Here is a 17,954-nt window from a genome sequence, read left to right as displayed (position 1 = left end):
TCGAGCTTGGCACGGGTACGGGCATCTGCACCACCATGATCGCCGGCGACAACATGCCCAACTACAACCTCGTCATGGGACTGCTTCAGGCGCCCACCCCTGGCCTCGGACCTACCGCTGCTCGACGACATCGGGCGGGAGTGCGCTCAACCGAACGTCGACGTGCTGGTCTGCGGCGACGGGAGGCACAGTCATAGGTCGCCGATCAGAGGACGATGAACAATAGGCCGGACACCAGATACGCGGCAGCGGCCACCTTCGCCACCCAGGCGGCCTTGGACCAGGCCTTGGCGGGACGATCCAGCGCGACGATACCGGCCACGAGAGCGATCCATTGAAATGCCGCAACGGGCGCGTCCTGAGTTCGGTTGATCCAGACCGCGAGGGGCAAGGCACCGACCGCGATCGCGCATGCGATCGCAGTGACGACTCTGTAACCGGGAGTGGGCTCCCGCCAGGTGGCGGGCCTGGTGTTTTCGGGCTGGGTCATGTCGTACCTCTTAACTCGTAGCGTTCGGTCGATTGACACCGTCGACCGAAGGTGTGAACGGGTTCGGGTCAGTTGAAGTAGTTCCGGATGGTCTCGACGATCCACAGGACTGTCCGTAGGCCGCCACGACGTCCGCCGACGTCGCCCAGCATGTCGGCGCGTACCCAAAGCGCGTGTCACCTGGCTTGTACGGTGTTCAGCGCGGCGCGCATCTCCTTGGCCTCGGGCATCTCGAGCTCGCGATACAGGTCGTAGGCGTGCGTGTAGTGGGCGCGCGCGACGGCGACCGCGTCCAGGGCGCGGTGCGCGTGGCCGAGGCCGGCGTGAGCGCGGGCCTGCTGGTGCCCTGCGCCATCAGCGCCCGCGAGCTCGAGCGCTTCGGTGTGCCAGGCCAGCGCGGCCCTGAAGTCGCCGATGAGCTGGGCGACCTCGCCGAGACCGTTGGCCGACCAGGCCTGGGAGGTGCGCTCACCGATCTCGCGAAAATGGGCGTATGCCTGCTGGAAGCACTCTCGGGCATCGTCTGGTTGATGCTGGCGGAGGTGGAGTGAGCCGAGCGTGTCGAGGGCGTTGGCCCGGCTGCGCTGGCTGCCCAGCTCCTCGGCGATCGCGATGGAACGCCGCAGAAGGTCGGCGGCCTCGGGGTAGCGCTCACGGCGGATCTCGACGCTGGCGATGTTGCCGAGCGTGACGGCCTCGCTGAACGGTGAGCCGAGTTCCCGGAAGATGGCCGCGGCCTGGGACTGGACCTCGACCGAGCCGGCGAGGTTGCCCAGTCGGGCCTCGGCCACGCCAAGATTGTTTAGCGCAGATGCCTCGCCTGCCCGGTCTCCGGCGCGTCTGGCGGCGTCGACGGCTGCCCGGTGGTGGTCGACGGCGTCCTTGTAGCGACCACGGATGTTCTCGACGCCGCCCAGGTTGCTCAGGGTCAGCCCTTCGCTCGCTAGGTCTCCGACTTGGCGAAACAGCACGAGTGCCCGCTGGGCGTGGTCGATGGCAGCCTGGTGATCGCCGAGGCGCGTGTACGCGACACCGAGATGCCGGAGGGCGTGCGCCTGTCCGGTCAGATCGTTGGCCCGCTCGGCGGCACGCAGTGCGTGCTTGTTGATCGTCATCAGGTCCGCGAAATGAGCCTCCCCGACATAGAGGTTCACGATCCGCGTCAGCCCTTGAACGTAATCGGACTTGCCGGCGTCGGCGGCATGCTCGACGATCGCGAGGATGCAGAAGCGTTCGGCTTCCAACCAGGCGCGTGCCATGTCAGCCTTGGTCAGGTCTGGGATGGCAACGTCGATGCGCGCGGACTCGGGTCGGTAGCCCGCCTCGTTCGGCAGCACGGCGTCCTTCGCTACGATCGCTGCGGCCTGGTAGTAGTCCAGCAGCCGCTCTTCGGTATCGTCCCGCTCCCGGTCGGTGTCCCTGGTCCCAGTCAGGTGGATGGCGTAGGCGCGCAGGAGGTCGTGCATGCCGTACCTCCCGTTGCCCACACGGTGCAGCAGGTGAGCTCCGGCCAGCTGCTCCAGGACCCGGCGGGACCGGGCTGGCTCCAGGCCGGTCAGGGCCGCGGCGACGTACTCGTCCAGGTCCGGGCCCGGGTGCAGGCCCAGCAGCCGGAAGACGCGCGCCGCCTGCGCGGGCAGGTGCTGCACCGACCAGGAGAACACGGCGTGCACGGCCGCGTAGGGGTCACCGCCTGGGTCGAGCAGCTCGAGCCGTTCCTGCCGGTCGGCGAGCTCGGCGACGACCTCGGCCAGCGAGCGGTCCGGTCGCGACGTCGCCAGGACAGCGGCGACCCGCAGGGCCAGCGGGAGCCGCGCGCACTGCTCGGCGAGAGCAGCGGCGGCCCCGGGCTCGGCGGTCACCCGGTCACCGATGAGGTGGTGCAGCAGGCGCAGGGCCTCGGCCGCGGGCAGCAGGTCCAGGCCGATCTGGTGCGCGCCGTGCAGCGCGACCAGCCCGGACAGGCTGTCTCGGCTGGTCACCACGACCATGGACGAGCCACCCCCGGGCAGGAGCGGGCGCACCTGCGCGACGCTGCCGGCGTTGTCCAGCACGACCAGCACGCGGCGGTCGGCGAGCTCGCTGCGGTAGCGGGCGGCGCGTTCGTCGTCGTCCAGCGGGATCTCGCGCTCCGGGACGCCGAGCGCGGCCAGGAACCGGGCCAGCGCGTCGGTCGGCCGCATGGGTTGTTCCGGGTCGTAGCCGCGCAGGTTGACGTAGAGCTGCCCGTCGGGGAACCGGTCGGTGACCCGGTGGGCCCAGTGCACCGCGAGCGCCGTCTTGCCGACGCCGGCCGTGCCGCCGATCGCGGTGATCACCACGGCGCGGGCCGTCGTCGGGCCGGACGCTGGGCCGCTGCCGGACGCCGGTGTCACCTGTGCCAGCTCGTCGAGCCGGCGCAGGTCCTCCGTGCGGCCGGTGAACCCGGACACGTCCAAGGGGAGCTGAGCGGGGCGCGGGCGAGCCGGCCGGGCGGTGGCGCTGCGGTCGGCGTCCGCCGTACCGGTACCTGCCGTGACCGATCGTGCCGGGCCGCCCGCCGGATCCAGGTCCACCGTCCGCACTGCCAGCTCCGGGTCGTGCCGCAGGATCCGCTGGTGCAGGTTCTGTATCTCGGGCCCCGGGTCGCTGCCGAGCTCGTCGGCCAGGTGTTCCCGCAGCCTTCGATAGCTTTCCAAGGCGTCGGCCTGCCGCCCGCACCGGTACAGGGTGAGCATCAGCTGCCCGGTCAGTCGCTCGTCCAGCGGATGGGTGCGGGAGGCGTCGGTGATGGCTGGGAGGAGCTGCGCATGTTCTCCGGAGCGAAGCTGTAGGTCGTTGTGGTCGGCGAAGGCGGCCAACCTCTCTGCTTCAAGCTGGACGGCGACGGAGCGCAGCCAGTCGTTGTTCAGGTCGGCGAAGGGCGCGCCCTGCCACAGGGCCATTGACTCCTGCCAGAGTGCGGCGGCCTCGTTGTCTTGCGCCTGTCTGGCTTGAGCCACAAGTGCGCGGAAGCGGTAGAGGTCGATCGTGGACGTTTCGGCTTCGAGTGCGTACCCGCCGGACCGGAGGGTAAGAACTGGTCCGCCTTCGGCGTCGAGAGCGGTTCGTAGTCGTGAGAGGTAGCTGTGCAGGCTTTGCCGGGCGGTGGGCGGTGGGGTTGCGCCCCACACTCGATCGATGAGCTGGTCGCGCACGACCGGGATGCCAGGTTTGACCAGCAGCGCTGCGAGCACCGTACGTTGCCGAGCGGGGCCGAGGTGGACCGGGCCATGTTCGTTGCGGGCGGAGACATGGCCGAGCAGCTGGAACCAGACCATCGTTGCCTGCACCTCCGCCAGAAACTCCACAGGAGTAGGACATTACGACGATCCAGGTGCTCTGGGCTCGGAAAATACCTGATCGGTCTCACCTACGAGGTGCTGTCCAGGTCTCCTGGGGGTTGATGCGTGTTCGATGTGGTGCACCGCCCCGAGTCTGGCAAGACAGGTGGTCACCAGAGGGTCTTCTGCAAGGCGTCTACAAGTTTCCTGCAACTGGGTCCGCCTACCTTGGGCGTCGGCGCCATCAGGCTGCTGCGCCGCCGACGTTGCGCGCCCAGTTGCTCGCGGCTGTGCGGAACTCGACACGTATGGAGGCTGGCATGTTGCGACGGTTGTGTGCCGCGCTGGTGGGTGCGGCGACGATCTTGGCTGGGTTGGCGGCCCCGGCCACGGCGGTGACAGGGGGTGACCCAGTTCCGTCCGGGGACGCGCCCTACCTGGTGCACGTCCGGCTGGGTGAGGAGCGTGCGTGCTCGGGCGCCCTGGTGCGTCCCCAGTGGGTGCTGACGCTGGCCTCCTGCGTCGCCGGGGACGACGGGTCGCTGACGACTGGTCGACCGCCGGTGCCCACTGAGGTGGTCGTGGGCGGCACGCACGCCGGTGTCCTGGCACGGGCGGTCGAGGCAGACCGAGTGGTTCCGCACCCGGACCGTGACGTCGCGCTGGTGCGGCTCGTACTGCCAACCTCGGGTCTCGCGCAGGCCTCGGTCACGTCGGACGTCCCCGTCGCTGGCACGGCGTCGACGATCGGCGGCTTTGGCCGTACGGCTGACACCTGGGTGCCCGACGTCGCCGAGTACACCACCGGCGTCGTCGGCGAGGTGGGCGCAGCCACGTTTGCGTGGACGGGCGCGGATGGCGCGGCGGGTGCGTGCCTCGGTGACGCCGGTGCCCCCGTGACGAGTACTGGCACGGCGGCGCTGCTGGGACTCGTGGTCGGTTCGGACCGGTCGCGGTGTCTCGCCGAGGATGCGGAGGCCCCAGCGGTCACGACCGTGGCGCGCCTCGACGGGCTCGGCGGCTGGATAGAGCGGAACGCGCTGGCCCTCAGCTCGCAGTTCGGCTGGGAGTACCGAAGCACGACGGCAGGCATCGGCGGGTACGACCTGTCCTCGGCCGCCGACAAGGTGGTCGCCTTCGACTACGAGCACAGCGGGAGCGCGGATCATCTGCTGATGTACCGGCCTGGCGCCAAGCTCCTCCAGGTCGTGCGCCGTAATGCCGACTCGACGTACGAGCGGGTGTTCCAGAGCACGACCGGGCTGGGTGACTGGGTGCTTGACAACACCGCGGACAGGATCGTCGCGTTCGATCTGGAAGGTGACGGGAAGCTGGACGATCTGCTGGTGTACCGGCCGGGCGTGGGCTCGGCGGAGGTGCGCAATGTCGCGGTGTTCGGGCGGGACTCGTCGGGGCAGTTCGTGAAGAAGTACGAGAACGCCTGGGGCCAGGTGAAGGGTGGGACGGACCCGCAGATCGTTCCGGTCGATTATGACGGTGACGGCCGGCTGGACGAGGTCATGCAGTACGACGCGCGGGCGGGTGGCACGGCGGCGGTGGTGGGTGGGTCGGGCTTCGGCTATCTGATGCCGCACACGACGTCGCTGGGCGGCTGGACCTTCGCTGCGGGCGACCGGGTGGTCCCGTTCGACCGGGACCACGACGGGAAGTCGAACGACCTGCTCCTCTATCGTCCGGGCACAGCGCAGAAGTACTCGGTGGTCAGCCGCGACGGCGACGCCCCCTACGCCACGGTGGACACCGGAACGTGGGCGTCCCTGAACAACGCTGCGGACCAGGTGGTCGCCATGGACTACGACCACGACGGGCTGGACGACGACCTGGTGACCTACCGCCCGGTGAGCGGTGGCTTCGGCCAGGTCAGCGTGGTCACCTGGGATGCCGCGACCGACACCTACGTCCCGCTGGCAGGGCCGCGCGACGGTGGCCTCGGCGGGTTCGACCTGACGAACGGCGCCGACCGGCTGGTCCCGTTCGAGGGGCCGGGCACCGGGTCGCGGACTCTGGTGCTTGGGTATCGGCCCGGGGCGAAGAGTGCCTGGGCCATCAAGCGGCTCGACCGTGGCGAGAGCCAGTACGAGCTCGCGCACCAGAGCTCGACGGGCTTGGCCGGATTCGACCTCTCGAATGCCGGTGACAAGGTCATTGCGTACGACTTCGACCACAGCGGCCGTGCGGACCACGTGGTCTTGTACCGGCCCGGCGGGCGGCTCGTCGTCATCGCCGAACGTCGTCCGGACGGCGCGTACGCGGAGGTCTACCGCGGCACAGGCATCGGAGACTGGCCGCTCGACAACACCGCGGACAAGATGGTCGCGTTCGATCTGGAGGGTGACGGGAAGCTGGACGATCTGCTGGTCTACCGGCCGGGTGTGGGTTCTGCCGAGGTGCGGAACGTCGCGGTGTACAGCCGGGACACGTCGGGCCAGTTCGTCAAGAAGTACCAGAACGCGTGGGGCATCGTGAACGGTGGGACCGACCCGCAGCTCGTCCCGGTCGACTACGACGGTGACGGCCGCCTGGACGAGATCATGCAGTACGACCCGCGAGCCGGCGGCACCGCCGCCGTGGTGGCCGGCCCGGACTTCGCGTACGTGTTGCCGCACACCACATCGCTGGGTGGCTGGACCTTCGCTGCGGGCGACCGGGTGGTGCCGTTCGACCGGGATCACGACGGGAAGCCGAACGACCTGTTCGTCTACCGGCCTGGTACCGCGCAGAAGTACGCGGTCGTCAGCCGTGACGACTCCTCCGCGTACACCAAGGAGAACGAAGGCACCTGGTCCGCGCTGGGCAGCACGACCAGCCAGGTGATCGCGACCGCGTACGACGATGACGGGAAGCAGGACGACCTCGTTGCGTACACGCCGGGCACGACCCGGACCGGGATCCGGACGGCCACCGCGAGCGGATTCACCGAGATCCGACCCGACCAGGCCGGCGGACTTGGTGGCTTCACCCTGCGGTCCACGGCGGACCGACTGCTCAGCGTGGATGCCGCAAGCACCGGCAAGGCGCACATCCTTGCGTATCGCCCGGCCCAGAAGGTGGCGGTGGTCCTGGACCGCACCCGACAGCCGGACTCGGCCGCCACGGTCTCACGACCGATGGGGGACACGTCGCTGGTCGAGCGGTTCGCCTACCCGGACGCAGAGCGGATCGGGCAGCAGCTCGGCATCGAGCTCATCTCAGGCGACGGGCACATCGTCGTCGACGTCGACTGCGCCACGGTGCCCGACGAGGACGGCGTGGGCGCGATGCGGGTCAGATACACCGTCGAATCAGGCGGCGCCCGGACCCTCTGCCTCGTGGTCCGAGGCGACCACGGCCGGATCGACCTCCGTGTGCCGAACGTGTTCTCCATCCGCGGCGACGGGTACGAGACCGGAACGGGCCACGACTTCACCGCGGTCGTGGACACGCCGTCGGACGAGCCGGTCACCATCACCGGTGACCCCGACTCGTACACCCCGGTTGGAATCGGTGCTGATCCTGCGTCTGAGCCCACGGTTCTCCTGCAGATCAAGGTCTGACACCACCCGATCAACGAACCGACGGTCGCCGCGTCGAGGGAGGACGGACTTCCTCGGCGCGGCGCCACCCTGAAGTCACAAGAACGAGAAAGGGCCCACAGTGGGAAACAACCCCGTTCGAAGAAAGAGTCGCACGGTCTCGGGACTTGCGGCACGTACGGCTCTCGTTGTCGCCGTGGCAGCCTGCCTGATCGTTCCCGGTGTCGCGCCACGGTCCGTTCAGGCCAGCGCCGCCGAGCCGTCGCCAGTTTGTTCACGGGCTGCGGTGCTTGCGGCACGCGACGCGGGCGCTCCGCAGGTGCGGGCAGCTGCTGAGCAGGCCCTCCTGGGAACAGAGGCGGAGGTGTGCGCCTTCGTCCACGGCCAGTGGAGCACCCGTGAGCTCGTTGACCGTGAGATCCTGGCGACCCAGTTGTTCGCCAGCGGTGGCCCGGCGATGCAGCAGACCCTCACGCCGCTCCTGGACGCCGAGGACCCCGAAGCCCTCGGTTCGTTCCTGACCGAAGGCTGGCGCGAGCCGTGGCAGTCCGACCAGGAGATCCGGATCAACCAGCTGGCCGCCATGGGTGGCCCGCAGGTGAAGCAGGCGGCCCAGGTGGCGCTGGATGCGGGCACTCCCGAAGCCCAGGAGCAGTTTCTCCAGAGCGGCTGGGTGACCGCCCAGGAGGTCGACGTCGAACTCCGCGTCAACCAGGCCCATGCCGCCGGTGGCCCCCGGGTCAAGGAGGCTGCCGCCGCGGCACTTGACGACGGCCGGCAGGAAGCACTGATCCGGTTCCTCGACGTCGAGTGGGGCGTGGCCGCGGCCAGGGATCACGAGCAGGCGACCGTTACCGACCTCCTGCACGCCGCGGAGCACGCTGGCAGTCAGGCCCGGGCCGCGATGGGTGCCGCCACCGCGGAGGCTGACCGCGCCGAGGAGGAAGCGGCACTGGCGAAGAAGGCCGCAGCCACGGCGCGCCAGGAGGCACAGGCGGCCGGAGACGACCGGCGTCGGGCGGAGGCCGCGGCGGCAAAGGCGGCGCAGGCTGCGCGTCGCGCCGCGAGTGCCGCAGGCGCCGCTGTGGGTGCGGCTAACGACGCCGCCGCGGCGGCACGCACTGCTGCCAGTGCGGCAGTCCGGGTTGCGATGGCGGCTTCTCTGGCCGAACGCAAGGCAGCAGAGGCATCTTCCGCGGCCGCGGCAGCGCGCACCGACCGGGACGCTGCTGGCACCGCCCGGCAGAAGGCGTACGAGGCGCGCAGAGCAGCCGACTATGCGGACGACGCCCAGACGGCCATGGACGAGGCATTGGCGGCACTGGATCAGGTGACGGCCGCGATCACCGCTGCCGGTTCCGCCGTCAGTCATGCCATTGATGCGGCGTCCGCCGCGCAGCAGGCCGCGGAGGCTGCGGTTGCTGCCGGTGCTGACGCGGCAACGGCGTACGCGGCGGCCGAGCGTGCGCGAGCGGCCGCTGCGCGCGCCCAGCATGCGGCCGAGGAGGCTGTGTCCTTCGCCAGGTATGCCCGGGATCAGGCCGTCAAGGCCCGAAACGCGGCCCGGGACGCCGCAGTACATGCGCGCGCTGCAGCCGAAGCTGCGGAGGACGCCGCCGAACATGCTGGCGAAGCCGCGGACGCGGCAGATCGTGCCCGGCAGCACGCGGACGATGCGACCACTGCTGCAGAGGCTGCGCGAGCCGCCGCACAACAGGCGCAGGAGATCTTCGCGGAGGCACGGCGTCAGGACCGGCTGCGTCTGGACCGTGAACGCGAACAGCTTGTCGAGGCCGCTCGTGACGCGGCCCGGTTCGTCCAGGAGGCGGAGCAGATCGACGTACCGACTCTGAGCACGCCGCGGACGCAGCAGCGTCCGGCGGGGGTAGTCGCCGCGATCGAGGTCGCGACGAATCCGGACACGCCAGGCGAGACCGCGGTCGCTCGGGCACGTGAGGCGGCGCTGGGGCTGGTGGACTCGAGTGGGTCGTGGACGCGGGAAGCGGCGCGGACGGCTCTGGTGGGTCACGACGAGCAGGTCCTCGCGTTCGCTCAGGGCGGGTTGCGTGCGGCAGAGGGCATGGATGACCGCACCACGCTCGCCGGTGTGGCGGCCTCCCGTTCACTGGCGATGCTTGCTGCGGCGCAGGCCGTGTCCGCTCGATCCGATGCAGAGGTCGCGGCATTCCTGGCACACCCGGACTACCCGGAGCGACGCGAGGAGGACGAGCTCGAGACCACCCGGGTCCTGGCAGCGGCGCGCGAAGCGGGCGACGCGCACACGATCGATGCAGCAACGGTCGCTCTCGACGACGGCTCGGCGGCGGTGCTGCACGAGTTCCTGGAGACGGGGCAGTACGCAGCGCGGGAGGCGGACGCCGAGATCAAGGTGTCCCAGATCTTCCAGAGCGCACCTGAGGGTAGCGAGCTGCGGATCAATGCGGAGGTGGCGCTGGAGGGACCGCCGGCCTACCGGAAGCGATTCCTCGAGGTCGGTCGCTATGAGGCCGCAGCCCGTGATCGTCGGACCACCAGTCACGAGGAGACGATGAGCTCCCTGGTGCTCCAGGTTGCCGAGGTGGCGGCTGAAGCGACCGAGAACGAGAAGTACGCCTGGGCGGAAGCCGCGCGGGCCGCCGGTGCGGCCGAGGAGGCTGCGGTGTACGCGGACGAGGCGGCCGACGCGGCATCCACGGCCGGTCGGCATGCCCAGGCGGCGAATGAGGCCGCGGTTCGCGCGAGCGAGTCGGCGGTGGCCGCGAAGAACTCGGCCAACATCGCACAGAAAGCAGCCGCCCAGGCCAGAGGATCGGCAGAAGCGGCCGCGCGCTCGGCCACCTGGGCAGCGGCCTCCCACAGCAGGGCCATCGGGTTCGCCCAAAAGGCGTCCGGAAGTGCGCTGCAGGCGTGGAACGACGCGATCGAGGCGGGTGAACACGCCAGGGAGGCTGCGGTTCATGCCGAGCTGGCCTACCAGTTCGCGTACGACGCGATGATCGACGAGGTCATGGACGACGCGGCCCAGAAGATCAATCTCCCAGCCCTGCACGGCGGATGCTTCGACCGTCCAGCCGAGGAGGCAGAGGCATGCGAGAAGAAAATCTGGGAAGGGGTCGTGAAGTTGGTCGAGGCTGACTTCGAGCCGTACTACATGGTCTACATCAACGCGGACCTGTGCACGGCGATCTTCGGAGAAGGGCTGGTGGCCGAGAGATGTCTCTCTCACGCCGGGGACTACGGGTTCCTGGACTCCGTGTTCGCCGGCCTCCTGGGGGACTCCATCTGGTCAGCCGTTCACCTCGCGGAACCGTTCGCACTGTTCTTGCTGGACATCGAGCTCAGGTACTTCCCTGACGAGCTGTGTGGGAAGTCCAAGGCGTGCAGCGATGCGATCGGTGAGGTCATGGGGTACGCAACCGGCGAACTGCCTGATATCTATTCCCAGGAGTACTGGGACGCCTGGCACGCCGCCTGGAAGGAGTACTGGACCACACCCGGCCTGACGGGCCTGGCCCGGGACAACGCCCTGCTCATCGCGAGCTACCGGGCCAACGCCTGCCTGGATGTCGAGGACAGCGGCGGGATGTCGCCGGCCCAGTGCGTTCAGCAGCGCATCCGTGACGCCCTGGACGATCTGTCATGGTCCCCGCCGACCTTCGATGTCGGCGGGCGAACCGTCCACATGTCGACCGACCAGATGGTCGACGTGCTCAGCCGCCAGACATGGGACTATTTCGGGGCACTGCCCTCCAACGTGCAGCGGTACTTCGCACCCACCGACACCGTCACGGACCTGGACCGCTACCTGGCGCAGGTCGTGCAGCACAACGAGGCCGGGATCCGCGAGTTCCTCGAGGGGCACAGCTCGGTCTCGGCGTTCAGCTACCAGATCGACGGATACATCTACGTGATCTCGTTGCAGCGGGACGGGACGATCGTGCAGTTCTATCGACGGTGACGACCAAGAGCGTGTCCGACAACCTGCTCCCGAAAGCACATATGGTGCTGGGGGCAGGTTGTCCGTCGCTAGGTGGATAGCCATCTGGGGGGATCGGACGGTCACGCCAGTCCACGTCGTGTGGCCAGCACCGGCAGCAGCCGACTCCAGATCGGCAACGCACGTCGTGACTGCTTGGCCCGCGGGAGAGCAGCGACGACAAGAGAGATCAGGGCGAGCAGGATGTCCGACGCTGACAGGGCGCATGTTGGGCTACAGCACGGACGTGTGAATCCGGAGTGTCGAGCCGAATGGATCTGAGTCTCGTCGTGGTCTTCGACACTGTGGCCAGTTGCCATCAGTGTGAGCACACACGGGTCCTGCTCGTCGAGGATCACGACAGCACGTCGCAGTTCCCAACTACTGCCCTCGTGGTGCCGGCACGCCGGTTCGATTCCCCACGGTTCCCCACGGGTGTCAAGCCAACTGGCGAACCGCGAGGCCAGCGCCACGTGACACGCTGGGACTGCCCCAGGAACGGTTGACGTGTCTTCTGAAGGTTCAGGCCGCGAGGGCCAGGGCTGGTCAGCATGACGGTCTTGTACTCGATAGGTGCCATCCTGCCCAGGTGGCGTTGGCGCGCGGGGGCGGTGCGCAGCGCCGAGCGCGGGTCGAAGCCGCTCGTTGTGCCTGCAATGAGACGTAACAGTGCCTATCGGCCCTGGATTGATGCAGGACCGGCACTTCAGTCGCTGCAGGGGTAACGTGCGAAGCACGTCAGAAATCACGCGACCGACCCTCGAAGCACAGGAGGAATCGTGACTGAGACGACGGGCAAGACCCCTGCCGAGCGCATAGCGGAACTCGAGAAGGAACTGCGCACAGAGCGGGTACTGCGAAGAGCTGACCACGAGGTCATGATGGTGGCGCTGGAAGAGCACCCCTTCGATGACGCCCTCTCCAGGTTCTTCAATCAGCGCGACTCTTCGGATCCTGCGGACTCCCAGGCGGAGTTCGCACTGCCTCCGGGTGAGCAGGCGCCATCCTCGTGCCGCAAGCTGTGCAGGGAGCGATACCTGAACGGATCGTTCCTCAGTAGTACCCCGGCGAACTGGATCCGCGCGCGCCAGGAATACCTTTCCTGCGTGCTGCGATGCGAGACACCGGGCCGCCTGGCGCCCGAGTAGCTGGCGCTGAAGCCGCAGCGCTCGTCCATCGGAATCCTGCTTGGCTGGTGGATCGTCGCGAGTCTCGTCGCGAACCCGATGTAGCAGGTGCTCCGTGTCCCAGTTCGCGTCATCCGAAGTGCCGCGTTTGCCGGGAGCGGCGCCGACCTCGCCGGGGTCTACCGCGAGTGGCTGGACGGGCCGATACAGGAGCTCAAGAAGCGCAGGCTGGGCCGGGCGCAGGAGCCGGGGCAACTCGACCCGGACTCGGACCTCGACCTGGCCGTGGACCTGGTGTTCTCGCCGATCGCCCAGCGGCGGTTGGGCGACCTGGGGGTTGACGGTGCGCGGGCGGTCGGGCGGCACGCCCTGCGAGGTCCTGCCGTCCGATGCCGCTGGCCGACACGGGTGGCCGTGACGAGGTGCTCGCAGTCCTGCTATGTATCACATCAAGAAATACTGCCTGACGCGTGACCTGAAAGTGGTCTTGTCATGACTGTCGCCTGAGGCTAGCATGTGTCCGATATGTTCCACGTCTTCGCAAGAGAGGAGCTACATGAGTCGACGTGCTTTGCACCACATCCTCGGCGCACTCATGGTTGATGTGTGCTGTCGTGGCAAGCTCTGCCACGCCCGCAGCGGCGAGTGCTGATCTCGCCCCGGGCGGATCGGATGGCGTCTATGTGTTGAGCAGCGACGAGCGCGCAGTTCTTGAGCAGAGGTTTATCGATCTGGGCATCGACAACGAGGCCCGCCCGCGCCTGCTCGCGCAATTGGAACGGGGTGAGCTCCCAGACTCAGCCACGGGCTCCAATGAAGTGAGATCTTGGACCGAGGAACGCGATGGTGGTACAGCCACGATCGTCGAATACGCAGACGGCTCTCGCGCGATCTCCGGTTCACGGCCGGCTACGAGTGCCGATGGAGTCATCGTTCCCTGCACCCATAACTGCGAATCGCGAGATGGCGCGGGGATCTGGATCCATGGTCGTTGCCAGATCTACCTCGAAGACGTGATCGCAGACCTGATTCCGGAGTGCCCCAGATTGCATCGTTGATGCAGAGTGTCGCAGAAACTACTCACCAGCCCTGCGGGATGAAGCGCCCGAAGCCCGTGCCCTCAACAGGAGGGGATGGCTCGTATCTTGGCGAGTCAGTCCTCTCGCAGATCTACCCGCGCGATGGCTCGGAGCGGCACGAGGCAAGTGGCGCCACTTGATGTTGTGATGCGAAGGCAGGGCTCATCCCATGTCTCCACCAGGCCGAACGTGAGCCGGTCGAGTGTGGCACTTCGAACCTTAATTTTGGAGCCCGCCACCGTCTCGACCCAGGTTATGCGCGAGAGGTCCATCTGGTCGGGCGCGCGGTTCGCTGCCATAAAATCAATCCTCCGTCAAGGGGCTGCAATCCTGCCATGTCCGGTACATCCTAATTGTACAGTCTGTGAGCGAACACAACGACGACCGGGGGATGGATGGGGAAACGATTGATTGTCACGGGCGTGACGGCGGCGTTGCTTGCTGTGGCAACGGCGTCGGCGGCTAATGCGAGCCAACCGCCGACCGGGGATCAGCACGCTGGCGCTGGCCTGTCCTTCGTAGAGTACATGCGCGCGAACCCAGGAGACTGGGAGGGTGCTGCAGCCCTTGTCGAGAGCTACGGTGGATCGATCAATATCTCGGATGGTACGGGGCGGTCGGTCACCCCGGACGAGGCCGCTGACCTCTCGAACAGGCTACCGTCAGGGGTGGCTGGCCCGCTGGACTGGCCGGCCAACGCCTTCACGACCCTGGTGTCAGTCGTCGATCTTGGGTCTTTCGATCCGAACACGGTGCAGATATACGGTGAGTGGAACTGGCGAGATGACTTCATCGGCCAAGGTTCGCCCGAGGACATAGCCTCTCTTCAGTTGAACAAGAACTGTGGGACGTATAGCAACTACTTTGGCTCAGCCGCGACGTGGAACGGCTTCTTCACGACTGATCGTCTCTCGCTGCGAAGCGGGGGAACCGGCACGGCTGGTCCGGTCTGGAACGTCTACGATCAAGTCTCGAACTTCGAGAATCTCACCGACCGAGGTATGCTTGGGGTCGATTACGACATCAGTTCATGTCCTGCCAACGTCAAGGAGTCGTTGCAGGCTGAGACTCTGTTCGAAGGGAACGACGGAGGTACCGTTGTTTCGGTGTCGATCGCCTGGGGCCTGATCAATATCGGATACAACAGCCCTGGATTCTCTCAGACTCGTTCGAGCGGCGCCGCCAGCGTTGGCGAAGTCTCGGGTACCGGCTGGTAACTCAACTTGGCGCGGGCCTGGCTGTGAACCGGCTAGGTCCGCGCCCTGTCCCACCCGCAGTGGATATCCCTCATGCTGGTCTCATACGCAGGATTCACCACTTCGTGGAAGTTCAGTCTCGTTGATGGCGTCTCCAACGAGATCCTGCGCGCCGATTCGGACGATTGCCACGTCTTTCTCGGTTCCGTTAGCGAGTGCGAGTTGACTGTCAATCGCGAAATCCCAATCCCCGGAGATTCGGCGATCGCCAAGCTGGATTACACGGCGTCCCCGCTCGACGATCTCGGCAGTGTGTCGGGTTCGATCTGGCTCGAGATCCTCGTTGATGGCTGGGGAATCAACTGGACCAATCCGCCGCTCTGACGATCGGCACCCTCCCGAAGAGGCTGGCATGAGGGGGAGAGCGGGGCAAGCGTGGATGACGTCGGGGCGGGCACGCTGTGCTCGTCGAAGTGCCGCGGACCTGTGATGCTGAGTTCACGGCGTTGCGCGGGGACCGGGACCGGCGGAGGAACTGGTCCATTCGACGTTCGAGCGTGTCTACCGCACGTGGGCGAAGGTCCGTCCGACGGCGACCACGAAGGGAGTCCAGGCTGCGCGCATGCCGACCGGGTACTACCACGCTGCCTACATGATCTCCGGCGTCTTCGCTAGTGGACCGCTCGCCCGGGACCCTCGACGCCACCGAACCGACCATGTCTTCGATCGAGGTGCTGGCGCAACCTTTGTCAGAAGCTTGCCGTAGTGGAGGGTATGAGGCGGGAGAGCGTAGCGATGACGAGCGAGTTCGGGTGAGCGCGCCAGCGAGCGACGGCGCGGCAGGCGGCGATGCGCCGCTCGACGTGCGAGTCGAGGTGCCGCGGACTCGGGACGCGGAGTTCACCGCGTTCGTCCGCGACTGCAGTACCTACCTGCACCGCACCGCGTACCTGCTGTGCGGTGACCGGCACCGGGCGGAGGAGATGGTGCAGTCGACGTTCGAGCGGGTCTATCGCACCTGGGCCAGGGTCCGGCCCGGCACGGAGCGTGCCTACGCCCGGCGGATCCTGGTGAACCTGCGCATCGACGCCTGGCGCCACGCACACCGTGAGTCGTTCCCGGGCGACGACAACATCCCCATCGCGCCGACGGCGGACCATGCCGGACACGTACTGCTGCGCGACGAGCTGGTCCGCGGGCTGGCACAGCTGCCGGTCAACCAGCGGCGGGTCGTGGTGCTGCGGCACCTGCTGGACCTGCCCGAGGCGGAGGTCGCCCGCGAGCTCGGGATCGCCGTCGGCACGGTGAAGGCGGCCAACTCGCGCGGGCTGGCCCGTCTGCGGGACCTCCTCGTCGCGCAGGCCGAGGTGGTCGAACCGGTGGTCGTCGACGAGCAGGCCGTGCTCGACCGAAGCCGGGACGCGCTACGGCGACGCCGGAAGCGGCAGGCCGCCGGGGTCGTGTGCATGGCGGCCCTGCTGGCGCTTGGGATGCTGACCGGTGGGCCGGTCCCGCTGCCCTGGGTCGGCCCGGTGGTACTCCCGGGCGGGGAGCTTATCGCCCGACTGCTGGACGGCCGCATCCCCGGACCCGACCTCGACCCGACGGGGAACACGCCCGTCGTTTGCCCGGAAGAGCTGCCCAGGCCCACGCCGACCCGTCCCTCGGAGACGGGCGAGGACGTCGGCCCGCTGGGCGATCCCGTAGTGGTGGACGCTGCTGATGCGCGCTCTCTGAGCTGCTACGACGTCGACGTCGAGCCGGCGACGCCCGGCTACCGTGACCGGTCGGGGGTGCCGGTCTCCGCTGACGGGGAACCACTGCCCGAGCCGCGAGGGCTGACCGATGCGGGCCTGCTCTGGCAGTTCGGCGAGAACCGCAGGACCGGCAGCCCGAGCATCGTGCAAAACTCCTGGGCGCTGGGCGCAAGCAGTTCGGGTACCAGCTTGACGTCATACCAGGGCGCTACCGTGACCCCGACCGATCTCACCGTCACCGGGAACAGAGTGGTCTGGAGCGAGTACGCGGCCGAGAACACCTCGCCCCGCGCGAGCTTCGTGCGCACCTTGATCGACTCCGACGGATTCCTGACCACAGTGGTCGACCCCCTAACCACCACGGAGGAACGGCTGTGGCTGATCGCCACCACCCAGGAGCACGCCCTGTGGACGGCCGGACCAACGGCCGACGACACCCGCCTGTACGCCACCACGCTCGACGGTGACGGAACCCCGGTCGAGCTCGCGATCGGGGTCACCGCGCTCGCCGCGGACGACGACGAGGTGATTGCCGCGGTCCGGACCCCAGGGGGCGAAGGGACCAGCACGACCTCGATCCGGCTGTTCGACGGCCTAGCCGGTGGGGACGTGACGGGAACCGTGCTGGTCGAGATCGACCATGACCCGTCCGCCGAGGTCACCGCAGCGGCCGTCTCGGACGACGTCGTCGCGTGGACGGTCGTACCCATCGGCACCAGGACCGGCGGCGCCCTCTACGTCCTGGACCGCACCAGTGACGGTGACAGCGTCGTGCGGCTCGACGGCGGCGCCGTCGACAACCTGCGCGCCTCGGGCAGCCTGCTCTCCTGGACCAGCACGGACATCGAGTCCGACAACCCGGCGGACACGTCCTACCTGTACCGCGCCAAGGCGTCCGCATCCGGCTACGACGGCCCGGACCTCGCCCGCTACCCGGGCAGCTCGGTGGCGGCGAGCCTGTCCGGCGACCGCACAGCCTGGCTCGAGGACACGGGCTCACGCCAGTGGCTCGTCGAGGCCACCGTGGTCCCTACCCTGGGGCGTGGCTGAGCCGGCGAACACTCAGGACACCGGGGAGCAAGCCGCGGAGCGGCGAGGTGCACGAGGCAGGGGCAGATCCCGGGCAGGGACCGCGTTCTTACCTCGGGCGGACGACAGGACACTGATCGCCAAGAAATCACCCACTACCGACCACTCACTACCCGCGTGTGATTCTGCCCTGGTGAGTGATTTTGGGTGCACTCGTGCGGTGGGCTCGTTTAGCCTCTTTACCGCAACCGCCGAGCGCTGCGGCCCCGCCGCGGCATTTGGATCTGGTGTGCGTTTGGAACTGCCCAGCTGCTGTCCTTGTTCGCCATGTCAGGGCGGCGTGAGGTGTGGAGGTAGTGGTGCGTCGTTCAGGGGCCCTCAGTGGGTTGGTGGTTGCCTCACGGGGGTTCGCATGGCAGGTGCCTGTCGCGGCACCTGCCGCAGCAGTACAGGTCGCCGCAGAGA

10 protein-coding genes are annotated in these 17,954 nt (G+C 68.0%); 8 read left to right on the top strand and 2 right to left on the bottom strand.

Annotated elements, in window-relative coordinates:
• Nucleotides 1–205: 205 nt before the first annotated feature.
• Together ACFU5G_RS00510 and ACFU5G_RS00505 are read right to left on the bottom strand one after the other, a co-directional pair.
• Entirely contained in the window at nt 206–490 is a 285-nt protein-coding gene (locus ACFU5G_RS00510) for a hypothetical protein (protein WP_377239626.1), read from the bottom strand.
• A 176-nt stretch (nt 491–666) separates the two neighbouring features.
• Nucleotides 667–3,819: a tetratricopeptide repeat protein gene (locus ACFU5G_RS00505; protein WP_377239624.1), complete on the bottom strand. Its 3,153-nt coding sequence runs from the start codon at nt 3,817–3,819 to the stop codon at nt 667–669.
• A 293-nt stretch (nt 3,820–4,112) separates the two neighbouring features.
• Between ACFU5G_RS00505 and ACFU5G_RS00500 the strand changes: the two genes are divergently transcribed.
• From ACFU5G_RS00500 to ACFU5G_RS00465, 8 genes are all read left to right on the top strand, one after another.
• Nucleotides 4,113–7,346 (top strand): trypsin-like serine protease, encoded by a 3,234-nt coding sequence (locus ACFU5G_RS00500; protein ID WP_377239622.1) that lies wholly within the window; start codon nt 4,113–4,115, stop codon nt 7,344–7,346.
• Between the two features lie 175 nt (nt 7,347–7,521).
• Entirely contained in the window at nt 7,522–11,283 is a 3,762-nt protein-coding gene (locus ACFU5G_RS00495) for an ALF repeat-containing protein (RefSeq protein WP_377239620.1), read from the top strand.
• A gap of 797 nt (nt 11,284–12,080) precedes the next feature.
• The gene (locus ACFU5G_RS00490) at nt 12,081–12,449 is read left to right on the top strand and encodes a hypothetical protein (RefSeq protein ID WP_377239618.1); all 369 of its coding nucleotides are present in this window, start codon (nt 12,081–12,083) and stop codon (nt 12,447–12,449) included.
• An 87-nt stretch (nt 12,450–12,536) separates the two neighbouring features.
• Nucleotides 12,537–12,902 carry a TetR-like C-terminal domain-containing protein gene (locus tag ACFU5G_RS00485; protein ID WP_377239616.1) on the top strand — a complete coding sequence of 122 codons (366 nt, stop codon included), beginning with the start codon at nt 12,537–12,539 and terminating at the stop codon, nt 12,900–12,902.
• Nucleotides 12,903–13,114: 212 nt separating this feature from the next.
• Nucleotides 13,115–13,486, top strand: coding sequence for a hypothetical protein (locus ACFU5G_RS00480; protein ID WP_377239614.1), 372 nt, complete (start codon nt 13,115–13,117; stop codon nt 13,484–13,486).
• Nucleotides 13,487–13,929: 443 nt separating this feature from the next.
• Complete coding sequence (locus ACFU5G_RS00475) at nt 13,930–14,724, top strand: hypothetical protein (RefSeq protein WP_377239612.1); 795 nt, start codon at nt 13,930–13,932, stop codon at nt 14,722–14,724.
• 72 nt (nt 14,725–14,796) lie between these two features.
• A complete protein-coding gene (locus ACFU5G_RS00470) occupies nt 14,797–15,087 on the top strand; it encodes a hypothetical protein (RefSeq protein WP_377239610.1) in 291 nt (96 codons plus the stop codon).
• 428 nt (nt 15,088–15,515) lie between these two features.
• A complete protein-coding gene (locus tag ACFU5G_RS00465) occupies nt 15,516–17,510 on the top strand; it encodes a SigE family RNA polymerase sigma factor (protein ID WP_377239608.1) in 1,995 nt (664 codons plus the stop codon).
• Nucleotides 17,511–17,954 lie beyond the last annotated feature (444 nt).

The sequence above is a fragment of the Promicromonospora sp. NPDC057488 genome, from assembly GCF_042802395.1.
In the GTDB taxonomy this organism is placed as follows: Bacteria; Actinomycetota; Actinomycetes; order Actinomycetales; family Cellulomonadaceae; genus Promicromonospora.
Note: the sequence above shows the minus strand (reverse complement) of the source record. Positions and strands in the feature narration are given on the sequence as shown.